General features: G+C 67.9%; 22 protein-coding genes. 16 read left to right on the plus strand and 6 right to left on the minus strand.

The window, feature by feature from the left end; translation table 11 throughout:
• Position 1: 1 nt before the first annotated feature.
• Genes HF323_RS08275 through HF323_RS08290 form a run of 4 tightly spaced genes read right to left on the minus strand, consistent with a single transcriptional unit; the run spans position 2 to position 3711 of the window.
• Positions 2-1033 (minus strand): nucleoside hydrolase, encoded by a 1032-nt coding sequence (locus tag HF323_RS08275; RefSeq protein WP_169582078.1) that lies wholly within the window; start codon positions 1031-1033, stop codon positions 2-4.
• On the minus strand, positions 1030-2358 hold the full coding sequence (locus HF323_RS08280; protein WP_169582079.1) for an ADP-ribosylglycohydrolase family protein: 1329 nt from the start codon (positions 2356-2358) through the stop codon (positions 1030-1032). Before HF323_RS08280 ends, HF323_RS08275 begins: the two co-directional genes overlap by 4 nt.
• Positions 2359-2369: 11 nt before the next feature.
• Positions 2370-3374 carry a LacI family DNA-binding transcriptional regulator gene (locus HF323_RS08285; RefSeq protein WP_223169226.1) on the minus strand — a complete coding sequence of 335 codons (1005 nt, stop codon included), beginning with the start codon at positions 3372-3374 and terminating at the stop codon, positions 2370-2372.
• Positions 3375-3423: 49 nt separating this feature from the next.
• On the minus strand, positions 3424-3711 hold the full coding sequence (locus HF323_RS08290) for a MarR family transcriptional regulator (protein WP_169582080.1): 288 nt from the start codon (positions 3709-3711) through the stop codon (positions 3424-3426).
• Between the two features lie 811 nt (positions 3712-4522).
• Between HF323_RS08290 and HF323_RS08295 the strand changes: the two genes are divergently transcribed.
• The 3 genes from HF323_RS08295 to HF323_RS08305 are packed head-to-tail and all read left to right on the plus strand — an operon-like array spanning position 4523 to position 7045.
• Positions 4523-5593 carry a TerC family protein gene (locus HF323_RS08295; protein WP_169582081.1) on the plus strand — a complete coding sequence of 357 codons (1071 nt, stop codon included), beginning with the start codon at positions 4523-4525 and terminating at the stop codon, positions 5591-5593.
• Positions 5586-6182 carry a hypothetical protein gene (locus HF323_RS08300; RefSeq protein ID WP_169582082.1) on the plus strand — a complete coding sequence of 199 codons (597 nt, stop codon included), beginning with the start codon at positions 5586-5588 and terminating at the stop codon, positions 6180-6182. Before HF323_RS08295 ends, HF323_RS08300 begins: the two co-directional genes overlap by 8 nt.
• Before the next feature lie 38 nt (positions 6183-6220).
• Positions 6221-7045, plus strand: a complete 825-nt coding sequence (locus tag HF323_RS08305) for a cation-transporting ATPase (RefSeq protein ID WP_169582083.1) — start codon at positions 6221-6223, stop codon at positions 7043-7045.
• Positions 7046-7515: 470 nt separating this feature from the next.
• On the opposite strand, the gene HF323_RS08310 is transcribed toward HF323_RS08305, so the two are convergent.
• A complete protein-coding gene (locus HF323_RS08310; protein ID WP_169582084.1) occupies positions 7516-7833 on the minus strand; it encodes a hypothetical protein in 318 nt (105 codons plus the stop codon).
• Between the two features lie 386 nt (positions 7834-8219).
• Between HF323_RS08310 and HF323_RS08315 the strand changes: the two genes are divergently transcribed.
• From HF323_RS08315 to HF323_RS08365, 11 genes are read left to right on the plus strand one after another with little or no spacing between them, the layout of a single operon-like run.
• The gene (locus tag HF323_RS08315; RefSeq protein ID WP_169582085.1) at positions 8220-8951 is read left to right on the plus strand and encodes a hypothetical protein; all 732 of its coding nucleotides are present in this window, start codon (positions 8220-8222) and stop codon (positions 8949-8951) included.
• 1 nt (position 8952) lies between these two features.
• On the plus strand, positions 8953-9570 hold the full coding sequence (locus tag HF323_RS08320; RefSeq protein WP_169582086.1) for a M23 family metallopeptidase: 618 nt from the start codon (positions 8953-8955) through the stop codon (positions 9568-9570).
• Positions 9571-9596: 26 nt separating this feature from the next.
• The gene (locus HF323_RS08325; protein ID WP_169582087.1) at positions 9597-9884 is read left to right on the plus strand and encodes a hypothetical protein; all 288 of its coding nucleotides are present in this window, start codon (positions 9597-9599) and stop codon (positions 9882-9884) included.
• A 1-nt stretch (position 9885) separates the two neighbouring features.
• A complete protein-coding gene (locus HF323_RS08330) occupies positions 9886-11331 on the plus strand; it encodes a hypothetical protein (protein ID WP_169582088.1) in 1446 nt (481 codons plus the stop codon).
• Positions 11328-12821, plus strand: a complete 1494-nt coding sequence (locus tag HF323_RS08335; protein WP_169582089.1) for an SCO6880 family protein — start codon at positions 11328-11330, stop codon at positions 12819-12821. Before HF323_RS08330 ends, HF323_RS08335 begins: the two co-directional genes overlap by 4 nt.
• A complete protein-coding gene (locus tag HF323_RS08340) occupies positions 12821-14410 on the plus strand; it encodes a hypothetical protein (protein WP_169582090.1) in 1590 nt (529 codons plus the stop codon). Before HF323_RS08335 ends, HF323_RS08340 begins: the two co-directional genes overlap by 1 nt.
• Positions 14407-15729, plus strand: a complete 1323-nt coding sequence (locus HF323_RS08345) for an AAA family ATPase (RefSeq protein ID WP_169582091.1) — start codon at positions 14407-14409, stop codon at positions 15727-15729. Before HF323_RS08340 ends, HF323_RS08345 begins: the two co-directional genes overlap by 4 nt.
• Before the next feature lie 27 nt (positions 15730-15756).
• Positions 15757-17571: a TraM recognition domain-containing protein gene (locus tag HF323_RS08350; RefSeq protein ID WP_169582092.1), complete on the plus strand. Its 1815-nt coding sequence runs from the start codon at positions 15757-15759 to the stop codon at positions 17569-17571.
• Complete coding sequence (locus HF323_RS08355; protein ID WP_169582093.1) at positions 17568-17954, plus strand: hypothetical protein; 387 nt, start codon at positions 17568-17570, stop codon at positions 17952-17954. The genes HF323_RS08350 and HF323_RS08355 overlap by 4 nt, the downstream gene beginning before the upstream one ends.
• Complete coding sequence (locus tag HF323_RS08360) at positions 17951-18457, plus strand: hypothetical protein (RefSeq protein WP_169581380.1); 507 nt, start codon at positions 17951-17953, stop codon at positions 18455-18457. The genes HF323_RS08355 and HF323_RS08360 overlap by 4 nt, the downstream gene beginning before the upstream one ends.
• Entirely contained in the window at positions 18454-18900 is a 447-nt protein-coding gene (locus HF323_RS08365; RefSeq protein WP_169582094.1) for a single-stranded DNA-binding protein, read from the plus strand. Before HF323_RS08360 ends, HF323_RS08365 begins: the two co-directional genes overlap by 4 nt.
• Before the next feature lie 1070 nt (positions 18901-19970).
• Here HF323_RS08365 and HF323_RS08370 read toward each other — a convergent pair.
• The gene (locus tag HF323_RS08370) at positions 19971-20150 is read right to left on the minus strand and encodes a hypothetical protein (protein ID WP_169582095.1); all 180 of its coding nucleotides are present in this window, start codon (positions 20148-20150) and stop codon (positions 19971-19973) included.
• A gap of 334 nt (positions 20151-20484) precedes the next feature.
• On the opposite strand from HF323_RS08370, the gene HF323_RS08375 reads away from it, so the two are divergent.
• On the plus strand, positions 20485-20796 hold the full coding sequence (locus tag HF323_RS08375) for a hypothetical protein (RefSeq protein ID WP_169582096.1): 312 nt from the start codon (positions 20485-20487) through the stop codon (positions 20794-20796).
• Positions 20797-20948: 152 nt separating this feature from the next.
• Entirely contained in the window at positions 20949-21155 is a 207-nt protein-coding gene (locus HF323_RS08380; protein ID WP_169582097.1) for a hypothetical protein, read from the plus strand.
• Positions 21156-21239 lie beyond the last annotated feature (84 nt).

Genomic DNA, 21239 nt, shown 5'->3' on the forward strand with positions numbered 1-21239 from the left:
CTTAGATGTGTGTCGGACCCGCAGGCAAAGGGACCGATTCGACCCGTTCGGGTTGAGACAGCCGAGAGAGGAAGAGGTCGCGGAACCCTTCCACGTCGGTGTCGATCGCGACCGAGGCATTTGCCGGTCTGGGTCGCGCCAACGCGAGGCCGCGGTCCGCGACGACCAGACCCCGCGCAAGTTCACTGGTGAGTTCGGCCTCCACATGGGCGTCCGCCCAGGTGAGCAGCGAGCTGTCGAGCACTGCCGCGACCACAAGCGGGTCGTGAAGGAAGCATGCGTGCTGGTGCTCCGGCCGGTTGGGGAACGCCCGTGAGAGGAAGTCGATCCACGCGTTGGCGCATTCTCCCGCCCACGACGAGAAACCATCGCTCGCTCGGGCCAGCACCTGGGCGTCATCGCGCGTCAGCAGCACGCGCGCTGTCTGGTCGAGCCCGACCATGCGGATGCGTGCCCCGCTGTCGAGCACGATCTGAAGCGCCTCCGGATCGACATAGGTGTTGAAATCGCCGACCACGGTGATGTTCTGCGCGTATCCGGTTGCTGCGCCGGCCATCAGCACCAGCTCGCGTGCGGACTCGGCGAAGCGAGGCTCTCGCTGGATCGCCCGGGCGAGATTGGTCATCGGACCGATGGCGACGATCGTGATCTCCCCAGGCCGTTCCAGGACGCGATCGATCATCCAGTCGGCGGCGTGCTGGGCGCTGGTCGGCCCGAGGAGTTCCCTCGAGGTCGCCTCCCCATGATTCGGTACGGCCAGCCGGAAGAGCTCTTTGACAGGTTCCATGTCACGGCGAAGGGGTTGGGTGGCGCCGGCCAGCACCGGAAGCTCGGGAACCTTGAGCCGATCTGCCAGGCGGCGGGCGACGTCGACCCCGATCCGGGTGTCGACGTTGCCATTGACGATTGTCAGCCCCAGCAGGTCGATCTCGGGCGAGAGGACGGCGAGGGCGATGGCCAGGCCGTCGTCGATGTCGCTTCCGGGCTCGCCGAGCCCGGGGTCGGTGTCGAGGATGACAGGATTCCGATTCATGCGTGCGCCCTCGTCCGCTCGAGTTCGCGTGCGACCCTCGCCTCGACTGCGAGCGTGCGTTCCGCCAGCTCCTCGATGGCGACGCGGTCGTAGTCGCGGATGCTGCTGCGTATCCGGCGATGAGTCGTGCCGATGAGATCGGTGGGCAGCGCGCGGAACCCATGGAGAGCTCCCACGACGCTGCCAACGGTCGCTGCCGTGGAGTCGGTGTCTCTTCCGACGGACACCGTCAGGGCGACGGAGTCGACGAAGTCGGTTCCCCACAAGAGGCCATATGCGATCGCCGCGGCGCAGATGATGGTGTGCACCCAGTTGTAGTGGCCCAGTTCGCGGTCGATCCAATTCAGCGCCTCGTCCGCGGGAACGCCGCGGGCGTGGAGGTCCCGGAGACCGCGCAGTGCTGCTGCGAGACGGGAGCCGGGAGGAACGAACGCTGCGGCTCCGTCGAGCGCCTCCTCGGGAGTGTCCACGCAGAGAGCGATCGACAGCAGTGCCGCCGCCCACATCTCGCCGTAGACACCGTTCCCCACGTGGCTGAGCCGTGCATCGATGAGAGCGAGTCGCGTTGCCTCGCTGGGTCGGCCCGGGTTGACGAAGCCGTAGACGTCGGCCCGGATCAGTGCACCGACCCACTCGCGATACGGGTTGTTGAACGTGGCCGTCAGCGGAGGTGTCAGGCCGCTGGTGAGGTTGCGGTACGCCGCACGCTCAGCGGTGTAAGTCTGAGTGAACGGAATCCGGTCCAGCCAGTGGTCGGCGATGTCCGCTGTGGTCAGGCCGATGCCGTGCTGCTCGAGCATGTGCAGCGTCAGGATCGCCCAGTCGATGTCGTCGTCGCGGGGGACATCGCTGAAGGTACCGAGTGACGACTCGCGCGCCGACGGGTGGAGTGCCGCGATTCCTTCGGGAAGCGGGTCGAGTAGTCGGATGTATCCTCGCTGCGGCCACTGGCCTGCGGCGCGCAGGTAGATTTCCACCTCCTGGCGGGAGAGACCCTCCACCGGCTTGCCCATCGTGTTCCCGATCGCCCGCCCGGTCCAAGCGCCACGCAAGCGGTCCAGCAGCGCATCGTCGTCGGGACGGGAGAACGTCGCACCCGAGCCGAGCGCGAGCAGCTCCTCGTCATCCTCCGGCTCGACGAACGTCCATCCCGCCGATCGGTTGAGCGTCTGCAGCTCGTCGGCGATCGACTTCAGGAGCGCGATGTCACCATCGGCGGCTGCACGCCGAGCTTCGGTGAGCAACTGGCTGGCGTCATATCCGGAGTGGGTGAGCTGCTCCGCTTCGTCGGGGACGATGTCGCAGGGGTCGAGAACGTTGTGCAAGTGCGGCCTCCTTAGGCAGATTCGCGCGAGACGAGTTGGTGTTGAACGACGACGTGTCGAGAGGGAGTCCGGTCTCCGTCGTCAATGCGTCGCAAGAGAAGCTCCCCGGCGGCTTGGCCGATGTCCACGGCGGGGATTCGGATCGTCGATAGGGATGGCCGCACAAGACGAGCGGCTTCGATGTCGTCCACCCCGATGATCGCGATGTCGGCTGGCACATCGAGCCGCCGCGCGCTCAGCGCATCGATCGATCCGATGGCCATCAGGTCGTTCGCGCAGAACACGGCGTCGGGCGGTGTCCGGGCCGTGTCAAGCAGGTGCGACATCGCACGGAAGCCCCCATCCCGAGTCCAGTCGCCGAATGCGACAAGATCCGGACGTTGTTGGACACCGAGCTCCGCCAGGGCCTTCTTGTATCCTGCGAGACGCTGATCGGCCGGCGCCGTCGACGACGGGCCCGAGATGCAGCCGATGGAGGAACGGCCCATCAGGCTCAGATGCCTCACGGCGTCAGACCCGATCCGTTCGTCGTCGCCACTGACCCAGTCGATCGAGAGCTCGCTGACCCCCGACCCGACAGCCACCACGGAGATTCCCGCATTCTGGAGCTCGATGATCTGGTCATCCATGTCGCTTACCGCGACGACTACGCCATCGACGTGGCGGGCGATCGCGTCGCGGGCGAACATGTCGACGAGACGACGATCTCCGCCCGCATCGAACAGCATCACCACCTGGTCCGCGGCCGAGAGGTGCGTCTGCAGGCCACGAGCCAACGCCGGGTAGAACGGGTTCGTGATGTCTTGGACCACCAGCGCGATGGCGTTGCTTTTCTTCGTGTTGAGCGCGCGAGCGAAGAAGTTTGGTCGAAACCCGAGGTCAGAGATCACCCGCTCCACCCGTGCCCGGGTCTTCGGGGCCACGGGACGGTTGCCGGAGAGTACGTGCGACACCGTCGTCTTGCTCACGCCCGCAGCCTCGGCAACGCGCTGGATGTTGACACCGTGAGAGTTCATTTTTCCAAACTAGTTTGATCGAATACTGCCTCAAAAAATGAGCTCTTCGTCAGCCCCGAAACCCGCTTCTCCGCAAACCGGTTTGCTTACTATCGCTGATTCCAGGAAGGTTGTCAAGTCCTGCGCAGGAGCGATCCGGGTGCAGCACGTAGTGATTGCGCCGGCCGCGTTTGTGCCGCTCCAGGTATCCGGCGGACTCCAGGTCGTTGAGGATGGTCACCGCGGATCGGGTGGAGATGCCCACGACGTCCGCGATGCGTTCCAAAGTCGCGTCATTGTCCTCCGCGACAGCGAGCAGGACATGCGCGTGGCGGGTCAGGAACGTCCACTCAGCCACGCCGCCCTCTTCCCGTGTTCGACAACTGCACCGGCGACGCTGACGTTGCGGCCTCGGCAGGGGAACCCTTCGAGCACGCCCCCGAAACCGCGCAGCCCATGACCTTGTATTTCCGGCTTGGGCAACGTGGACATCACCCCGGACCTCGTTCGGAATTGCGGCGAGGCCCCCCGCCAGGCTCAGGAGGCTGGCGAGATTGCGACTTGCGGCGGCCCGTTTCATCATCTCGTGCCACGAGCTGGAGGCGACAGCCACCCACGCGCTGGCAACGGCCCCGAGGCAGCTCGATTACCCTTTCAGTCCACCTGACTGGCAGGTCAAGTCCGTCTGGTTGATCTGGTCGAGCACGACCGGTCGCGGATGCTGCTGTTGACCCCGATCCCGCTGTAGCTCGGTGGGCGGGAGCGACGCACGCGTCGTGCAGCCGCACCGCAATTCGTTCGACCCAGAGGCGACTCGCGGCGGGCAGGAGGTCGGCATGCGTCCTTCAGCCGCGTGTGGAGCGTGCGGTGGCGGAGCCCACATGCACACGGAGATCATCTTGCGACGCGAATTGCAGTCCGACTCCGACAAGACCACCTTCCGCTGCGGCATCCGTCCAACGCACGCCACAGCGTCGGGGACCTCATCCATGCGCTCCGCGACGTGCGCTGACGGCGCGACATTGACATGAAGTACACTTCATGCTTTCATAGTCCGCGAAGGGGAGTAATCCTCGCTCCGCATCGTCAGTACGTTCCCGAGTGGGATCCGGTGCGCGGAGCCCACTGGGCCGATGAGACCTTCACGAGAATTCGTGGAGGTCTTTGTCATGACTGTTCCCCTGTGGGCGTGGTTCGCGGTGCTCGCCGTGATCCTGGTGATGCTCGTCGTCGACCTGGTCGCCCATCGTAAAGCGCACGTCATCGGCGTGCGCGAAGCGGCCGTGTGGTCGGTGGTGTGGGTCACGCTGGGCGTCGCGTTCGGCGTCCTGGTGTGGTCCGTGTGGGGCGCCGAGTTCGGGCAGCAGTACTTCGCCGGATACCTCATCGAGAAGTCGCTGGCGGTGGACAACGTGTTCGTGTGGGCGATCATCTTCGCCGCGTTCGCCGTCCCCCGCGAGTATCAGCACCGGGTGCTCTTCCTCGGCGTGCTGGGCGCGCTCGTCTTCCGCGGAATCTTCATCGCCGCAGGTGCCGCACTGATCGAGAACTTCTCCTGGATCCTGTACGTGTTCGCGGCTTTCCTGATCTACACCGGGTGGCGGATGTTCCGTTCCCGCAACGATCACGTGCACCCTGAGAAGTCGAAGATCCTGAAGCTGTTCCGCCGGTTCGTGCCGATGACGGACGCGTACCACGGGCAGAAGTTCCTGATCCGGAAGGCCGGGATCGTGGTGGCCACGCCCCTGCTCGCGGTGCTCGTGCTGGTGGAGATCACCGACATCATCTTCGCCGTGGACTCCATCCCCGCCATCTTCGCCGTCACGTCGGAGCCGTTCCTGGTGTTCACCGCCAACGCGTTCGCGATTCTCGGACTTCGAGCGATGTACTTCCTGCTCGCGGACCTCATTCACCGGTTCGTCTACCTCAAGGTCGGGCTGTCGTTCGTCCTGATCTGGGTGGGCATCAAGATGCTTCTCCTGGACGTCCTCTACATCCCCACGACCGTCAGTCTGACGGTGGTCGCCACGATCATCACGATCTCGATCGTCGCCAGCCTCCGGGCCACCCGCGGACAGGGCCGCCGCGAGGTGCAGACCGAGTCGGCCGGTGCGTTCCGGATCGCCACCCCCGAGGAGATCGCCGCCGCCGAGCCCCTCCTCCGCCGGCGAGCCCGCACCACTCCGTCCACCCCGGGCGACGCCGGCGCGGGAAGCGGATCGGAGTCCTCCCATGGCTGACCTGCGGAGCGACGAGCGGGCTGCGCGCGTGCACCTCGCCGACGGCCCGCACGAGGCCGGGAGCGGGGAGCAGCTCATCCTCACCGTCGACGAAGCACGCTGGTTTCTGGACGAGCTCCTCCCCGCTCATCGGGCACAGCTCGGGGATGTCCCTCATTTCCCGTGGCTGACCGGCTCGGCTCGATGGGCGGTGCGCCGCATCACGGTCGTCCTGCCCCGCGACGCCGAGGCCAGCCGAACGATCCTGAAGCTGTCGGCGTTCTTCACGCCGAATCCGGACACCGTTCAGGTCTTCGTTCAGCTGGAGCGGGGGCGACTCAGCCTCGATCCCGCCGTGCTCGCCCACTCCCACCGCCGCCGCCTCCACGCGGCGATCGCCCGCGCTCTGGATGCTGCCGACGCAGCCGGCCTGCCGCTCACCCCCTCGCACATCCGGGAGTTCACCCCGCGCGCCGCTCGTGCTGCCGGACTGGCGGAGAAGCGCGCCGTGCTGCGCGCCGGGATCTTCGCCCTGGAGTGGGATGACGCGCGCCGCCGCGTTCCGCTGGGCGCTGAGGTCCGGGAGAACGATCGAGAACTCATGTCGTGAAGACCGACCCCATCACCACCCCGAGAGGAAGATCATCGATGAGCAAGCTGAACCGTCTCATGGACCTCACCAGCCAGGCGCTGGGCACCACCCCCTCCCCGCCGGCCGCCGGCGCCGGCGGCTCTGAGAAGGTCCCCTGGCAAGCGGCCCTGCAGCAGGCCGCCGGTGCACTCACCCGAAAGGACGCGCCGCCTCGCACCCCACTCCCCGTCCCCGGCACCCCCGCGGAGCCGCCGACGGGAAGGTCAGCGCAGGGACGCCGCAGTCCTCTCACTCCGCCACCCGCGGTCGGACCGGCGAGCGACCGCGACGCGGTGGCGCGGTACGAGTATCTGCTGCGCACCGCACCGCCCGCTCAGCTCGAGCAGATCCACCACGATGCTTTCGCCCGTCTCGGACCCGGCGACCGCGAGCAGGTCGCCGAGCGGATGCGCGCCGAACTGCCGCCCGGAGAGCAGCCGCGGAGCGCGGGTCCCGCCGACCTCGCCCGCGCCGCCACGCGCGCGGAGATCGGTCGCCCCGGTTCACTCGCCCCGCTGCTGGCGCGCAGCGCCCCCGTTCTCGCGGGAACCGCCGCGGCCGGGGGTTTGCTGATCGCCATCGCGGGGGGCGCCGTCGTGAGCACCGTCGCCGCCCCCCTGCTGGCTCAGGCTCTCACTGCGGGTGTCGACTTCTCCGCCCTCGCCGAGAGCGTCGACCTGGAGGCGATCACCGGCGTCGGAGGTGAACTCACTGCCGGCGCGATGGAGACCGTGAGCAGTGCGTCAGACACCGTCACCGGGCTGGCTGATCAGGTCAGCAGCCTGGGCGACTCGTTCTCCGGCATCGGCCTGCCCGGCCTCGGAGACCTCTTCGGCCGCTAGATGTACCGCCCAGGGACGTTGGTCGAGTGTGAGGACTCGCGACCGGTTCGGAGGTGAGGCGAGGGCCTCCGTAACGCCGCTCCGGCGGTCATGGGCTTTCACGATCTCGTTGACGAGAGAGCAGCCCGAGCTGCCATCAATCCTGATGACCGGGCCATCGCGCTTCATGGATCGGAACGACCCAAAGCAGCGAAGCATCAATTGATGACGATCTTGCCGACGTCGATGTAGTAGTTGGTCGCGGCGGCTGCTTTGATTCCGGTGTTCGTACATTGGGGATGTGGGTGCCGCTCAGGGTCTCGGCGTCACAGTTCGCGCCGTTCGCGGCAGATTATGTATGCGGCGATGCCGTGATCCGGTGCGAAGCCGCCCCGGGCGACGAGCTGACGGCAGAGCGCTCGGGTGACCGTGATTCCGCTTTGTGGAAGGACGCTAATGCTGCGCGTTTGCGACAGACGTGTACGGCGTCATCAGATTTCGCCGATCGCAAGCCCGAGACGAAGATACATCTCCGTCACGGCGGCGTCATCGACCCGGTACTGGATCCATTGTCCTCTGGCGGCTTTGTCGCGGGGCGGGTCGGCGATGAGGAGGCCGGCGTCGAGGAGCTCGTCGATCGCGCGGTAGGCAGTCATCCGTGAGGTTCCCAGCGCGGCAGCCACCTCTCCCGCGCCCACATCGGGGTGCGCCCGGAGGTAGCCGACGACGCCGGCCTTCAGTCGGCTGCCGAATGCATCAATGGGATCCTCCGCGGACTGCTCGTTCGCGGGTCGGGTCGGGTCGGGCATGACTCATTGTCCCGCACCCGACGATCTCCGTCCAGCGAAGTGCTACAGAAAGTGCTACACATTCGAAGTGTATCGCGCTACGATGCACTCATGTCAACGGAGGAAGCGGACCCGGCACGCGACGAGGTCGCGCTCACGGACCTGTCCCCCGAAGAGCCGACAGACAGCGCAGCAATTCCCGGCGTAGGGTGCATCGCAACGGCGCAGAGGCGATCCCCAGCCCCTCGTGCTGGATTCGCGCGCGCTCCGTTCTTTACTCGCATGCCGAATCTTTTCGAATCGCCTCTGGTGTGCGTAGGATGCCGCCACGACGCCCCGCATTCGAGTTCCCCCGCTCGCGGATCAGGCGACGCTCGGGATTCCCGGGAGAGGTCGAGATGATGTCGATGGCACGCAGCACGGGCGGCCGAGCGAAGATGTGGGCGTGGATCGGCGGCGCCGTTCTCCTCGTCGGAGTTGTGGGTATCGTGATCGCCGCACTGAGCGGGTCGGGTTCCACGCCGACGCCGTCGCCGTCCGATCCCCGGACACCTTCGAACGGATCGAGCTCGTCACCCTCGTCGAACGGGCAGGCGATCGTCGATCCCGATGTCGTCGATCGAGGGTGGGCGCCGGAGCCGATCACCACCGACGCGGAGACCTACGTCGCCGCTGCCCTTGCCGCGGCGTCGACGTTCGACACGAAGGCGAGCGCGCGCGACGAGTGGCTGGACTACCTCGAGACGTGGTTCACCCCCGACACGCGATACCCCGAAGGCCAGGACCGCGAGCGACAGCTCAGCGCGGCACTAACCGAGCTGCGGCAAGGAGTTGTCCTGCCGGAGCAGGAGTGGCAGTCGCTGGCCGCTGAGGACGGTCGGGTTGAGGCGACCGCGGGCGCGGTTTCGCTGTCGGAGGTTCCGGAGGACGCGACGGGGGATATGGCGATCGGCACCGCGGATGTGGTGCTGACGTTCACGCGGTCGGATGGTGCTGGGGGCGAGTCCTCGTATGAGGAGTCGGTGCGGGTGAGCGTGCAGGTGTTGTGCGGTGAGGAGTCGGTGCCGACTCCGAACTCGGCGCAGCGGGCTGGGGACTGCAAGGTGGTGCGGTTCTTCACCGAACCCGTGGAGCCCTGACATGCCTGCCCCGGTCGCCGTCGCCACTGCCCTCGCTGGAACGAGGACGGGTCGCCGGGTCCTGATCGGGGTGCTCGTCGCGCTCGGCCTGGCGGTCGGGTTGGTGTTGACGCCGCTGATCGCGATTCCGTTCGCGATCGCCGGTGCCGGCGCATCCGCCGCCATCGCAGGCTCATCGGAGGGCGGACCGACCGTTGAAGGCGAGTGGGGCTATCCGCTCGCCGGCAACTACACGAAGGGGCGCGGATTCGGGTGGGGGCCTGTGGTCGGGTGCGCGTACTGCCCGAGCGACCACTCCGGCTACGACATGGCGCAGGGCTGCGGCAGCACCATCTTCGCCGCTGGCCCCGGCCGTGTGACCACGGCAGGCAGATACCTCGACTACGGCAACGCCGTGATCATCGACCACGGCGACGACCTGTTCACCCTCTACGGGCACCTGCAGGACGACTCCATCCGCGTCCGGGTCGGAGACGCCGTACGAGCCGGCGCACCGCTGGGAGCCGAGGGCAACACCGGCCGCTCTTACGGCTGTCACCTGCACTTCGAGATCCGCAGTCACGGGACTCGCATCGATCCGCAACCGTTCATGGCCGCGCGCGGCCTCCCCCTCACCTGACGCAGGCCCCCGGAAGGAGCCCCATCATGCCCCAGCCCTTCGATGTCGATGTCCCCGACATCCAACCGGACTACTCCGCCCCGTTCTTCCAAGGCTTCCAAGTCATCGTCTCCTACCTCCTCGCCGGAGCGATGCTCGTCGTCCTCGCGATGCTCATCATGGCCGGCGCCGCGCTCGCGTTCCGGGGCTTGGCGTCCGACCGGGTGCGGACCTGGGCGGGCGAGAACATCATGTGGATCTTCATCGCCGCCGCCATCCTCGGCGCCGCCAGCGGCCTGTTCGCGTGGTTCGTGAACTTCGACTTCGGCTTCTGACATGAACGCCCTGCGCACCCTCACCCTCGCCACCCTCCTCGGCGGCGCGATCGCAATCGGTGCGCTCTCTCCCGCCCACGCCACCACCACGCCACCCGCGCCCGCTGCAATCACGGCGTCCGCACCGGTCGCTGGCGAGTCCTGGTCCGCCCCGAACTATCCCGTGGATTGCCTGGCCGCGAGTGGGCAGGTCGCCTGCACCCCGACAGACGCAAACGATGTCGTCACCCAGACCTGCTACCTATGGGTCCTCTTCGACGGCGAGACCGCGACTGTCTGCACGACGTACGCGACCCACAAGGATGCGTTGATTGCAGCGGGCGGCAAGGCTGCGCTGGTCGCCTACGGATGCAGTGTCGGCGACGTCGTCTGCGTGACATTCGAGAACGCCGGCCGTGGAATGGCGATGTCGGCGACGGCGATGATGTACGCGGTCGCCGCGAACATGCGATTCGACACCACCTCGTTGCTGTGGGATGCCGCGACCGGCGAGTGGGCGTTCTGGGCGTGGGCGATCCTCATCGTGATGCTCGGTGCGATGATCTGGGCCATCACCGCCGCCGTCGTCTCCGGCGACCGCAGCGAGGTCGTCGGCGCGATCGTCCGATCCTTCATCGCCGTCGCCGCACTGCCACTCACGCTGTGGGTGACCGGGCACCTGCTGAACGCGGTGGACGACCTGACCTGGTACATCATGAACCGCGACGGACCCGCATCCCTGTTCGCGACCCTGCAGGGAGTGATGTGGGCAGGCGGGCAGGCGAACTACTTCTTCGCGTTCCTCATCCACGGACTGCTCATGGTCGGGATGCTGCTGCTGATGTTGGTCTTCACGTTCCGCAACATCGTCCTCGCCGCCCTGATCGCGGTCGGTCCGGTCGCGTGGATGGTGTTTCCCGTCCGCGGCATCGGCCCGCAATGGGTGGTCCGGTACGTGTCCGCCGTCGTCGTCCTGCTGCTCACCGGACCGCTCACGATCGGGTTCGTCACCCTCATCATCAACGGACTCTCCGCGGTGACGACGATCTGGGATCCGCAGGCGTGGCCGCTGCTGTTCGGGCTCGCGTTGGTCGCGTTCGCCCCGTTCGCGATCTTCGGACTGTTCAGCTTCGTCGGCGCCGTCGCCGCCGACGGCGTCGGGTCCCGGCTCGGCAGTCACGCCGGATCGATGGGTGCCCGAGCCGCCCGCACCGCCGTCGCCATCCCCTCCCGGCTCGGCGCCGCACCCGCCGGCATCGCACGCTCCGCTGCCGGACGCGGCGCTGCAGCGGGGGCGAGCACGACTCGAGGTAACGCGGGCGCGCGCAGCAGCATAGCGCGCGGCGCCACCGGTCCTGCGGGCAAGCCCGCGACCAGCCCCGCGCCTAACAAGCCGCAGGTCGGCCAGGCGCCACCACCCGCACCGACACCTCGCCCGCCGGTCACGGCTGAGAGGAGCCCGTCATGAGCACATCCCCCGATCTATCACGCCCGGTCCGGCTTCCCCGCCGGTCGCGGCAAGGGATCGTGATGGGCCTGGACGGGTGGCAGCTCGCCTTCCTCACCCTCGCCGCTGTTGTCGTTCTGATTGCTATCAACAGGTTCGGGCCGCCCGGGCTCCTCTACGCCGCCCCGATCTACCTCGCGCTCAGCGCCACCGCGATCGCGACGATTCACGGGATCTCCGCGCCCCGGATGGGTGGACTGTGGCTGACGAAGCAGCTGCGGCACGCCACGGGAGCAACGACCGACACGTTCCGGCCAGAACGGAGGGAACTCGCCGGGACGCTGAACCTTCCGGGCGTGCGGGCGTCGCTGCAGTTCTGGGACGTCGACGGAGTCGCGTGCATCTATAACCCGCACGACCGCACCGTGTCGGTGACCGCGGAGCTCGAGGTGCAGGGATTCCTGATGCACGACACCCCGGACCGGTACGACCTCGCCCAGCAGTGGGCGCAGGTCCTCGCCTCCTTCACCCAACGCCCCGGGATCAAGCGGATCACTTTGCAGGAGCGCACTCTGCCGACCACGATCAGGGCCGCGCGGGACCACTACGACACCGTCACCCAGCGGCAGGACCTCGACCCCTCCAGCCCGGTCGCGACCAACTACCGGGATGTGATGAACGGGTCCGAGCGCTTCGCCGTCGCCCACCGCAACTACCTCACCTTCACCCTCGACCTCATCGCTCTCTCCGCGCAGTTGAAGTCCCTCGGTGGCGGGAAGGACGCCATCCAGTCCCTCGCCTACATCGAGGCCCACAACCTCGCCGACGCGCTCCGGGCTGCGAAGGTCAAGGTCCGCAAGTGGCTCTCCCCGCGCGATGTCGCCGCGCTCGCCCGCGTGGCGTTCGACCCGGAGTTCGCCGCCACCGTGCAGAACCGTGACACCGGGCACACCGGGGTCGACCCGATCGCACTCGGCCCGATGCACCTGGAGGAGCCAAAAGGCCGCAACGGGGTCGTGTACTCCGACTCGGGGGTGCACACCACGATGTGGGTGCACGAATGGCCCAGGTCGGATGCGCCAGTGGGGTTCGTGGCGCCGATCGTGTTCGCCCGGCACCCCCACACCGGCGACGCCGTCACCCACATCTTCACCCTGGTGCTGACGCCGGTGCCGGTGGCAAAGGCACTGCGGCGGATCCGGGATGAGAAGAAGGTCTGGCGGGGCAATGAGAAGCTGCGCGCCAAGCGCGGCGCCGACGGATCGGCGGCCGACGCAGCGGACTGGGAGGCGCTGGAGAAGCAGGAGCAGGAGATCGTCGCCGGGCACGGCGAGTTCCGCTACGGCGCCTACCTCACCGTCACCGCCCCCGACGAGGAGCGCCTCGACCAAGCCATCGCCGGGATGCGCAACGCGCTCTCCCGTGCCGGGATGGAGGCGCAGATCCTGTACTGCCAGCAAGCCGAAGCCCTCATGGTCAACGCCCTCCCCGTCGGGCTGGGGATGAAGTGATGGCCCGCCGCACCTATCTGTTCGAACCCGCCGGGCTCACCCCCGCACAGCGTCGCGCCCTCAAACGCGCCGCCCTCCCCCTCCCCGACGCGCAACCGCGCAGGTCGCGGCGCGACCGCGGCCTGCCGGAGCCGGCGGTGCGAGGGCCGTTCGGGCCGGGGCTGGTTGAGGGCGGGTACTGGAATCTGGCGGGGGCGTCGGTGCCGGCGCATCAGGCGACGTCGCAGCACATCGCCGGGATCTACCCGTTCGTCGCCGATGCCGGCCTCGGCCACCGCGGCCCCATTGTCGGGGTCGACCTCAACGCCGACGCACTCTGGCACTTCTCCCCGTGGGAGACGTACATCGATAGCACCGAACGCGGCACGTTCTCCACCAACATCCTTGTGCTCGGCGCGTACCGGGCCGGGAAATCGGCCGCCGTGAAGACCCTCGTCACCCGCTCCCTCGCCTTCGGCCACCAAGCCGTCGTCCCCTCCGACGCGAAGGGCGAGTGGGTGGTCGTGGCCGACGCGATCCCCGGCGGCACCGTCATCCGCCTCGGCGGCGGCACTCCCGCCCGCCTCAACCCGCTCGACCGCGGCCCCCGCCGCTCCGACGCGACCGATGAGCAGCACGAGCAGATGGTCCGGCAGCGGCGGATCGCCACCCTCGTCACCCTCGTCGAACTCGCCCTCTCCGGCACACGGCTCACCGCGGTCGAGCACGCGTGCATCCACGACGCTCTCGAACGTTGCATCACCGACACCCACGACCACCCCACCCTCCGAGGCGTCTACGACCAGCTCGGACTGATCACGTCTGACCCTTCCGGGGATGCGCGGATGGTGGAGGCGGCGGTGCAACCGAGGTTCGTGCTGCGCCGTTTCGTGGAAGGCGACTTGTCCGGACTGTTCGAGGACGAGTCCACCGTCTCCTTCGACGCGGACGCCCCCATCGTCGTCGTGGACACCTCCGAGTTGTTTGCCCGCGGCGACCTGGTCGCGCAGCTGACGCAGGTGTGCACCACCGCGTGGATTCAGGCGGTGGTGTCTGACCGGTCGGCGCACCGCACCCGGTACGTGATCCGGGAAGAAGGGTGGCGGGACATGACCTCGCTGGCGGCGTTGCAGATGTATCAGCAGTGGCTGAAGCTGTCGCGGCATTACGGGATCAGCAACATCGTGATCCTGCACAAGATGGGCGACCTCGACGCCGTCGGCGACGCCGACTCCCAAGAACGCAACCTCGCCTACTCGATCGTCGGCGACATCGAGAACAAGTTCGTCTTCCGCACCAACCACCAAGAACAAACCCCGCTGCGCACCCGGCTGAACCTGCCCGCCCCGCACGTCGATATGGCCAGGCAGCTGCGCAAAGGCGAGTTCCTCGCCTACGTCGGCCAATACGCCTACCTCGTGGACTGCTTCGCCACCTCCACCGAGTGGGAGTACGAGCTGTTCAAGACCGACGACGCCGTCCGCGCCTCCGACCACCAGGACCCCCTCCTCGCCATCTCCTCCCCCATCGATCTGGACGACTACTGGCCCGAACCCACTGACACCGGGCTGGACGGCTGGATCACCCCCAGCAAGGAGCTGCAGCAATGAGCGCCCTCACCCCACCCCGCATCTACGCCACCATCACCGGCACCGCCGCCACCCTCGTCACCCCCGACGGCCTCATCGACGCCGTCCTCGCCCAAGGCGACGAAGACATCCGCCACGCCGTCGTCCGCCGCACCGCCGAAGAAGCCCAACGGGCCGGCACCCCCATCGAACTGGTCACCGCCGGCGACCGCGGCAATCACCACCTCCTCGTCACCCGCGACGGCGACATCGCCCCCGCCCCCGACCTCCCCGAACCCGAGCCTCAGCTCGACCCTGTCCTCGACGAGCGCCCTGAGCCCGAGCCCGAACCGGAGACCGAGCTCGAGACGGCGCAGCGGTTGCGCCGAACCCCGACGACTGACGTGGAGCAGACGCAGGTCGTCGAAGAAGCAGCCGCCGAGGCACCCGGGCAGGAGTCGTTCATCACCCCCGAAGCCGCCCCGGCTACGGCGGCCACGGGGTGGCGTGGCGCCCTCGCCGGTATTGGCATCGCGGTGAGGCCGTCGGCGGCGGAGGTGGCGCGGCTCGAGCGGGAGCGGGTCGTGTCGAGGCAGTGGGCCGGATGCCGCACCATCGCCGTGGTCAACGGCAAGGGCGGTGTCGGCAAGACCATGACCACCGCGATGCTTGCCGCCGTTTACGCCCGCCACGGCGGCGGCAACGTGCTCGCCTGGGACAATAACGACACCCGCGGCACCCTCGGCTGGCGCACCGAACAAGGTCTCTACGACACCACCGTCCGCGATCTCCTCCCCGCCGCCGAACAGCTCCTCGCCCCGACCGCGTCGGTGTCGGACATCTCCCGGTTCGTGCACCACCAGACCACCGACCGGTACGACGTCCTCCGCTCCAACCCCGAACTCCTCGCCACGGATCAGCGCATCGAGCACACCGAGTTCGACCTGCTCATGCAGGTCGCCGCCCGTTACTACCGGCTGGTGATCTTCGACTCCGGCAACGACGAATCCGCCGACCGTTGGCTGCGGATGATCGACTCCAGCTACCAGCTCGTCATCCCCACTCTCGCCGCTCCCGAACCCGCCGAATCCGCTCGCCTCCTCCTGGACGCCCTGCGCCGTCGCGACGAACGCTCCGCCCTCCTCGCCGACAACGCGATCGTCGTCGTCACCCAACCCGAACCCACCCGGAAGGCCGACACTGCGCGGATCGTCGACGGGTTTCAGGGGCTGGTGCGCGAAGTCGCCACCATCCCGTTCGACCCGGCGCTGAAGTCCGGACCACTCCGATTCGACGCGCTGCGCCCCGCCACCCGGGACGCCTGGGTCACCGTCGCCGCACACGCCGCCACCACTCTTTGACACGACAACCGAGGCGAGGAGCACGCTATGGATCGGGGGTTGGTGGGGAGGTTCGTCGCCGTGGGGGTTGCTGCGGCGATCCTCCTCAGCGTTGCCCTCGGATTCCTCGCCGAAGCGACCACGCAGCTCATCTGCGGTGCCCGCCCCGCCCCCGCGCACCTGTTCTCCGGACTCTGGCTCGCCGCCACCGGCAACCCCGCCGCATACACCGCGCCCGCCGGGTGCGCGCTGCCGGTGTGGCAGATCCGTGTCGTCGACCTCCTCGCCGTCCTCCTCATCGCCGCCCTCGCGATCCTGGTGTGGCGGCTCGTACGGCGCCAACGGCACTCGGACTGGTCCTTCATCGCCGACCTCCGACTCCGGCCCGGGTTCGCGCCCGCCTCTGAGATCCGCGACCACCTCTCCGCCAAAGCCGTCCTCCGCCGCGCCGCCGTCCTGCGCCCCGACCTCGAGCACCCCGGACCAACGGACGTCGGCTGGCGGGTGGGTCGCGCCCGCGGCGTGGACGTCTATGTGTCGATCGAGGACTCGGTCGCCCTGGAAGGTCCGCCGCGGTCGGGTAAGGGGTACCGGGTGCTGATCTCCGCGATCCTGGACTGGACCGGACCGCTCATCACCACCAGCACCACCAACGACAACCTCACCGCCACCCTCCGGATGAGGCAACGCCGCGGCGACGTGCACGTCTTCGACCCGCAGGGACTCTCCGGCATCGCCCACCCGCTGCGGATCAGCCCGATCGCCGGCTGTGAGGACCCGCTGGTCGCGATGCAGCGCGGCACCGCCATCATCACCGGCACCGCCCTGGGCGCCTCACAGACCAACGCGGAATGGGCGCAGGCATCCGGGGTCGTCCTCGGCCGGCTGCTGCATGCCGCCGCGGTCGGGGGCCGGTCGATCGCGGACATCTACGACTGGGGCTCCGGCCCTGCCCTTGCCCGTGCCGCCGTCGAGGTGCTCCGCTCCGACGGGGCACCCGGGTGGGGTGACAGTCTCGAGGCCACCATCAGCGGCGACGAGAAGCTCGCCTCCTCCATCTGGTTCGGCGTCCAAGGCGCCGTCGCCCCACTCGCCGTCCCGCAGATCCGCGACGCCCTCATGCCCCGCCCCGGCGACCCCGTGTTCGACCCGCAGGAGTTCCTCGACGCCGCAAACACGCTGTACCTGATCGGCTCCGCGTCCGGAGCATCCGCGATGGGCGGATGGCTCTCCGCAGTGCTGGACGACATCGTCGAGGTCGCCCGCATCCGCGCGCTCGCCTCCCCCGGATCCCGGCTCCCTCATCCGCTGGGGCTCATCCTGGACGAGATCGCCAACATGTTCCGGTGGGCGAACCTGCCCCGCATCATGGCCGACGGCGGCGGCCGCGGCATCTGCACCTTCGTCGTCCTCCAAGCCCTCTCCCAAGCCGAAACCGCCTGGTCCCGCGCCGAAGCCGACACCATCTGGGCCGCCGCCACCGCCAAAGTCATCCTCGGCGGCGCCAGCCACGTCGACCACCTCCGCGACATCGAAGCCCTTCTCGGCAACCGAGAGACCCGCCGCACCAACCGGTCCTGGACCACCCGAGACGCCGGCCACTCCACCAGCGAACACACCGAACGCATCCCACTCATGTCCGTCGACGAGATCCGCCGACTCCCACCCACCACCGGCCTCCTCGCCTACCGCAACCGCCGCGGCGTCCTCCTCGACCTCGCCGGCTGGGACGAACGCCCCGACGCGCACGCCATCCGCACCACCAAACGCGCCACCGAACAAGAACAACGCCAGGTCTTCAGCAACGCCCGAACCCCCGCCCCCGCACCAGAGACTGAGCCGGATGAGGAGGCAGTCGAATGAGCAACCGACGCCGCCCCCTCCGAGGCAACGCCTACGTCACCGGGTACCTGAACTCACCGGTCTGGTTCGCGCGCCGCGACCGCTGGTTCGCCACCCATGCCCACACCGGGAACCCGCTCTGCTGCGCCGCCTGCGGTGAGACCGCGGCCGCTGGCGAGCTCGAGTTGCACCACCTCGAGTACACCGGGGTCATCTTGGACGGCGGGTGGCGAGCTCGCGAGCGTCACGGAGACTTGGTGCCGCTGCATCCGCCCTGCCACGAACTGCTGCACCGGCTCATCGAACGCGACCGTGTCCTCTCCCACAACCGCCCGCGCCGCGCCGCATCCGAACTCGCCCTCGCCCGCCTCCACGCCAAGCTCACGGAAGGCGGTGTTGCATGACCGACAAGGAAGACGCCCAGAAGTTCGCCGCTGGATTCACCGGCAAGAAGACCAGCCGAGATGTCTCGTCCGAGGCAATCGGCGGGCACGCCGTCGACTGGTTCACGCTCAAAGATGCCGACGCCGCCGCCGAATGGGACATGCTCCGGGCCTGGGTGGAATGGGTCACCGTCCGCTACAACATCCCCGTCAGCGTCGTCCCCACCTGCTGGTACCAGCACGGCGCGCTCGTCGAAGAACTCTCCGCCCTCCGCACCGCACACCGCGCCGCGTTCGACAAGACCGACGCCGGGTTCGGGCCCGTCGGCTGGCACGAACGTTTAACCATCGCCCACCCCCGCCTCTCCCGCGCCTACGGCGGCGGCTGCAACAACGGACACCAACCCGCCAAACCCCGCACCTGGCCAGACCCGGGCGCGGACTGGGACGCGTGGACCAGCCAGGCCCACGCCCACCGAGACACCCCACCAGGTGCCTCACAACGAAAGGAAACCCACCCATGACGACCAGAATCCCGGTCACCATCGAGGGCAACCTCACCGGCGACCCCGAATCAGGCACCGGCGAAGCCGGCACCGACTACGCCAGATTCACCGTCGCCGTCAACGACCGGCGCCTCAACGAGACCACCAAGCTCTGGGAAGACGCCGGCACCGTATTCCACCGCGTCGTGGTCTTCAACCAGCAAGCCCGCCACGTCGCCGACTCCCTCCACAAAGGAGACAGCGTCCTCGTCGCCGGCGACCTCCGCTTCGGCACCTACACCGACAACGAGACCGGCCAGACCCGCGAAACCCGCGACATCGTCGCGGACAACGTCGGCGCCTCACTGAAGTTCAGCGGCGTCACCGTCGAGCGCACCCCAAAAGCTAACGGCCCCGCAGCAGACGCTACGGGGCCGGTAGCAGCACCGGCCTCGTACGCCGGCACCGGGATCACTCGCTGACCTCACCAGAGGAGCGGGCGGGATCATGATACTCCCGCCCGCTCCGCCACGAGAATGCTTCCTCTCGTCCCGGTCATGCGGGCTGTGCCAGCCGGACCCCGGCGCCCCACGAAATCGTCTCGCGCGTGACCGACGACGCCGCACAGCCGGACCGGAACCCCGGGAGGCATCTCCGCTCGTCGCTCGATCGGTACCCCGGACTTGAGCGAACCTTGAGGAAACATCGCGTCAACCCGCTTTGTCCCCCAAACGGGGGACATGTAGTGTGCTGATGGAGGCGCTGGAAGCAGACGCTGGGGAGTCTGGGGACTTCGTCAGCACCGCCGCCTTCACTGGGGAATCACTGCGCGATGAGCTTGTGCTCGAGCGCTGGCAGCCCCCCTCGAACCGATCTCAGGCACGAACCGAGCAGTCCGAGGGGGACCGGACGGACGCGTGCGTCGGACTGTGGGGACAGCTCCGACGTACGCTGCCTGCTGGGGACAGGCAGCACCCTTTCCGGCCGCTGGGGAACAACCTGGGTCAACGCGCACGTCCCACCTACTCTAGGGTGCCCAATCGACGCCAGTCATCAATCCAAGTGATGAACGAAACATCGATCGACCAGGCCAAATATGTTCAGATCGTGACCGAGCCGCCAAGGAGATGGGACGCCCCCTTGGCGTGGAGGGGTGCACAGGTGCGCCAAGGGGACGGGACCGGCTCGCCTCTCGCCAGACGCACAGAGCAGATCCGAGGTAACCGTACACAAACCGGACAGGGATGCTGCTTGTGTCCGTAATCTGAATGAAACAACGGCCTCCACAAGACCAGATGCCTCCTGACCGGTCTTCGGCGGTCGACGCTCGCGTATGATTCGCGACTCATGGCGTGCCCGCTCGCGCGGGCTGGACGCAGCCACGACACCTAAGCGGACGAGGAAGGCGGGCGCGGTCGCGAAAGCCGCGACATCGTGGTGGACGACGACCGCGCCTCACTTGAGCTCGGCAGGGTCGGCGTCGGCGCACCCGGAGAGCTAACGCCTCCACACCAGGCGGACCCACGGGCCCCGCCTGGTGCTCTCCATCCCTTTAGTCGACGCGGCTCCTTATCCACGACTGCGCCCGCCAGATGACGTTGTACAGGTTGCCGGGGGCGACGTCGTAGGTGTCCCACGACTGCCCCACCCGAGCGGTCCAGCTGGGAATGCGGCCGCAGCAGATGCGGTGACCGAGCACCGAGAACAGGAGGCGGATGAGCATGCGAACCATCAGGATGGTCCCTTCGATCGGCGCGGCCCCTGGTTAGGGCTAGCGTTGCCGAGTGCTCATGACCTTGAGAGTACCCCGTCAGTCATCCGGGCGGCGTCGGCCTACGTCAGCAGGCCGATAGGCCTCAGCAGCCCGGTGGGGCAATGAGCCCGATAGGCGCCCAGGTCCGTGCTAGTTCCGCTTCTTGACGAACCGGTCTGGCCGTGGGATCAGAACGGGCGAGATCGTGCGACCAGGACCACGGGAAGGATTACGTGGGAAATGGCTGTGCTGAAGTGTCGGCGCCCGGCGAGTAGCATGTTTCCTCGGCCGGAGGAGGGATGGCCGACCACTTGTGACGAAGAACCGTCGCTACGAGGGGTACTACGACGATCTCAACGATCAGAAGATCGCCATCGCCGCAGCCGAACTCACCCCCACCACCCTCCCTCTGCGGGCGTACGGCCCGGAGCCGATCGTATGGGCACCGCGGACCGCAATGCCCACGGTGTGGGCGTGGGTCTCGTGGCGCAACGCGCCGGCGTCGAAAGTGGCCGCGACCGCGGCTGGGTGGAATGACCGTATCGTGGTCATCGAGTGGGAGCAGACCGGCGGCCGGCGCAGCGTCGCGGTGTGGCGCAACGCAGTTACCCGACGAGTAACGTAGATCACCCAAGCGTGACCTCTCGCCGCACCTCCTCAGGCGTGATGGGCACGGGACGCTGAGGTGCCGGTTCTCCGTCGTCCCGCCATCGTGGGGTCACCGCGCGCGGTGAACGATAATGGTTGCGTTCGCTCGCATGGCGGGGAGGTGTCGGTATGCCGTTCCGGAACAAGCAGACGCTGGAGGCCTGGCTAGATGAGTTCGTCGCTATGGGTTACGCGATGCCCGAACGGATTCGGGTTGTCCAGCAGGACGGTGAGGGCGGCGCGAATACCGGCCTGGTGGTGCTCAACCTCGAGAACCCGCCCACCGTCATCGCGGTGCAACGGAGCCTGACCCGCTTTTCCGGACACCAACTTTGAGGCGATGATCGTCTCGGAAGGAGTCCGTGAGATGCCCGCACCACATTCGCCGGAGTTTCGGCGTCGAGCCCTGGATCTGGTCGC

The organism is Microbacterium sp. MF43, from assembly GCF_012847295.1.
Lineage (GTDB): Bacteria > Actinomycetota > Actinomycetes > Actinomycetales > Microbacteriaceae > Microbacterium.

Excerpts from the sequence above, each read along its gene's own strand:
- HF323_RS08275 (WP_169582078.1), bottom strand. The coding sequence starts at position 1,033 with ATGAATCGGAATCCTGTCATCCTCGACACCGACCCCGGGCTCGGCGAG.
- HF323_RS08285 (WP_223169226.1), bottom strand. The coding sequence starts at position 3,374 with ATGAACTCTCACGGTGTCAACATCCAGCGCGTTGCCGAGGCTGCGGGC.
- HF323_RS08295 (WP_169582081.1), top strand. The coding sequence starts at position 4,523 with ATGACTGTTCCCCTGTGGGCGTGGTTCGCGGTGCTCGCCGTGATCCTG.
- HF323_RS08300 (WP_169582082.1), top strand. The coding sequence starts at position 5,586 with ATGGCTGACCTGCGGAGCGACGAGCGGGCTGCGCGCGTGCACCTCGCC.
- HF323_RS08305 (WP_169582083.1), top strand. The coding sequence starts at position 6,221 with ATGAGCAAGCTGAACCGTCTCATGGACCTCACCAGCCAGGCGCTGGGC.
- HF323_RS08310 (WP_169582084.1), bottom strand. The coding sequence starts at position 7,833 with ATGCCCGACCCGACCCGACCCGCGAACGAGCAGTCCGCGGAGGATCCC.
- HF323_RS08315 (WP_169582085.1), top strand. The coding sequence starts at position 8,220 with ATGGCACGCAGCACGGGCGGCCGAGCGAAGATGTGGGCGTGGATCGGC.
- HF323_RS08320 (WP_169582086.1), top strand. The coding sequence starts at position 8,953 with ATGCCTGCCCCGGTCGCCGTCGCCACTGCCCTCGCTGGAACGAGGACG.
- HF323_RS08325 (WP_169582087.1), top strand. The coding sequence starts at position 9,597 with ATGCCCCAGCCCTTCGATGTCGATGTCCCCGACATCCAACCGGACTAC.
- HF323_RS08330 (WP_169582088.1), top strand. The coding sequence starts at position 9,886 with ATGAACGCCCTGCGCACCCTCACCCTCGCCACCCTCCTCGGCGGCGCG.
- HF323_RS08335 (WP_169582089.1), top strand. The coding sequence starts at position 11,328 with ATGAGCACATCCCCCGATCTATCACGCCCGGTCCGGCTTCCCCGCCGG.
- HF323_RS08340 (WP_169582090.1), top strand. The coding sequence starts at position 12,821 with ATGGCCCGCCGCACCTATCTGTTCGAACCCGCCGGGCTCACCCCCGCA.
- HF323_RS08345 (WP_169582091.1), top strand. The coding sequence starts at position 14,407 with ATGAGCGCCCTCACCCCACCCCGCATCTACGCCACCATCACCGGCACC.
- HF323_RS08350 (WP_169582092.1), top strand. The coding sequence starts at position 15,757 with ATGGATCGGGGGTTGGTGGGGAGGTTCGTCGCCGTGGGGGTTGCTGCG.
- HF323_RS08355 (WP_169582093.1), top strand. The coding sequence starts at position 17,568 with ATGAGCAACCGACGCCGCCCCCTCCGAGGCAACGCCTACGTCACCGGG.
- HF323_RS08360 (WP_169581380.1), top strand. The coding sequence starts at position 17,951 with ATGACCGACAAGGAAGACGCCCAGAAGTTCGCCGCTGGATTCACCGGC.
- HF323_RS08365 (WP_169582094.1), top strand. The coding sequence starts at position 18,454 with ATGACGACCAGAATCCCGGTCACCATCGAGGGCAACCTCACCGGCGAC.
- HF323_RS08370 (WP_169582095.1), bottom strand. The coding sequence starts at position 20,150 with ATGGTTCGCATGCTCATCCGCCTCCTGTTCTCGGTGCTCGGTCACCGC.
- HF323_RS08380 (WP_169582097.1), top strand. The coding sequence starts at position 20,949 with ATGCCGTTCCGGAACAAGCAGACGCTGGAGGCCTGGCTAGATGAGTTC.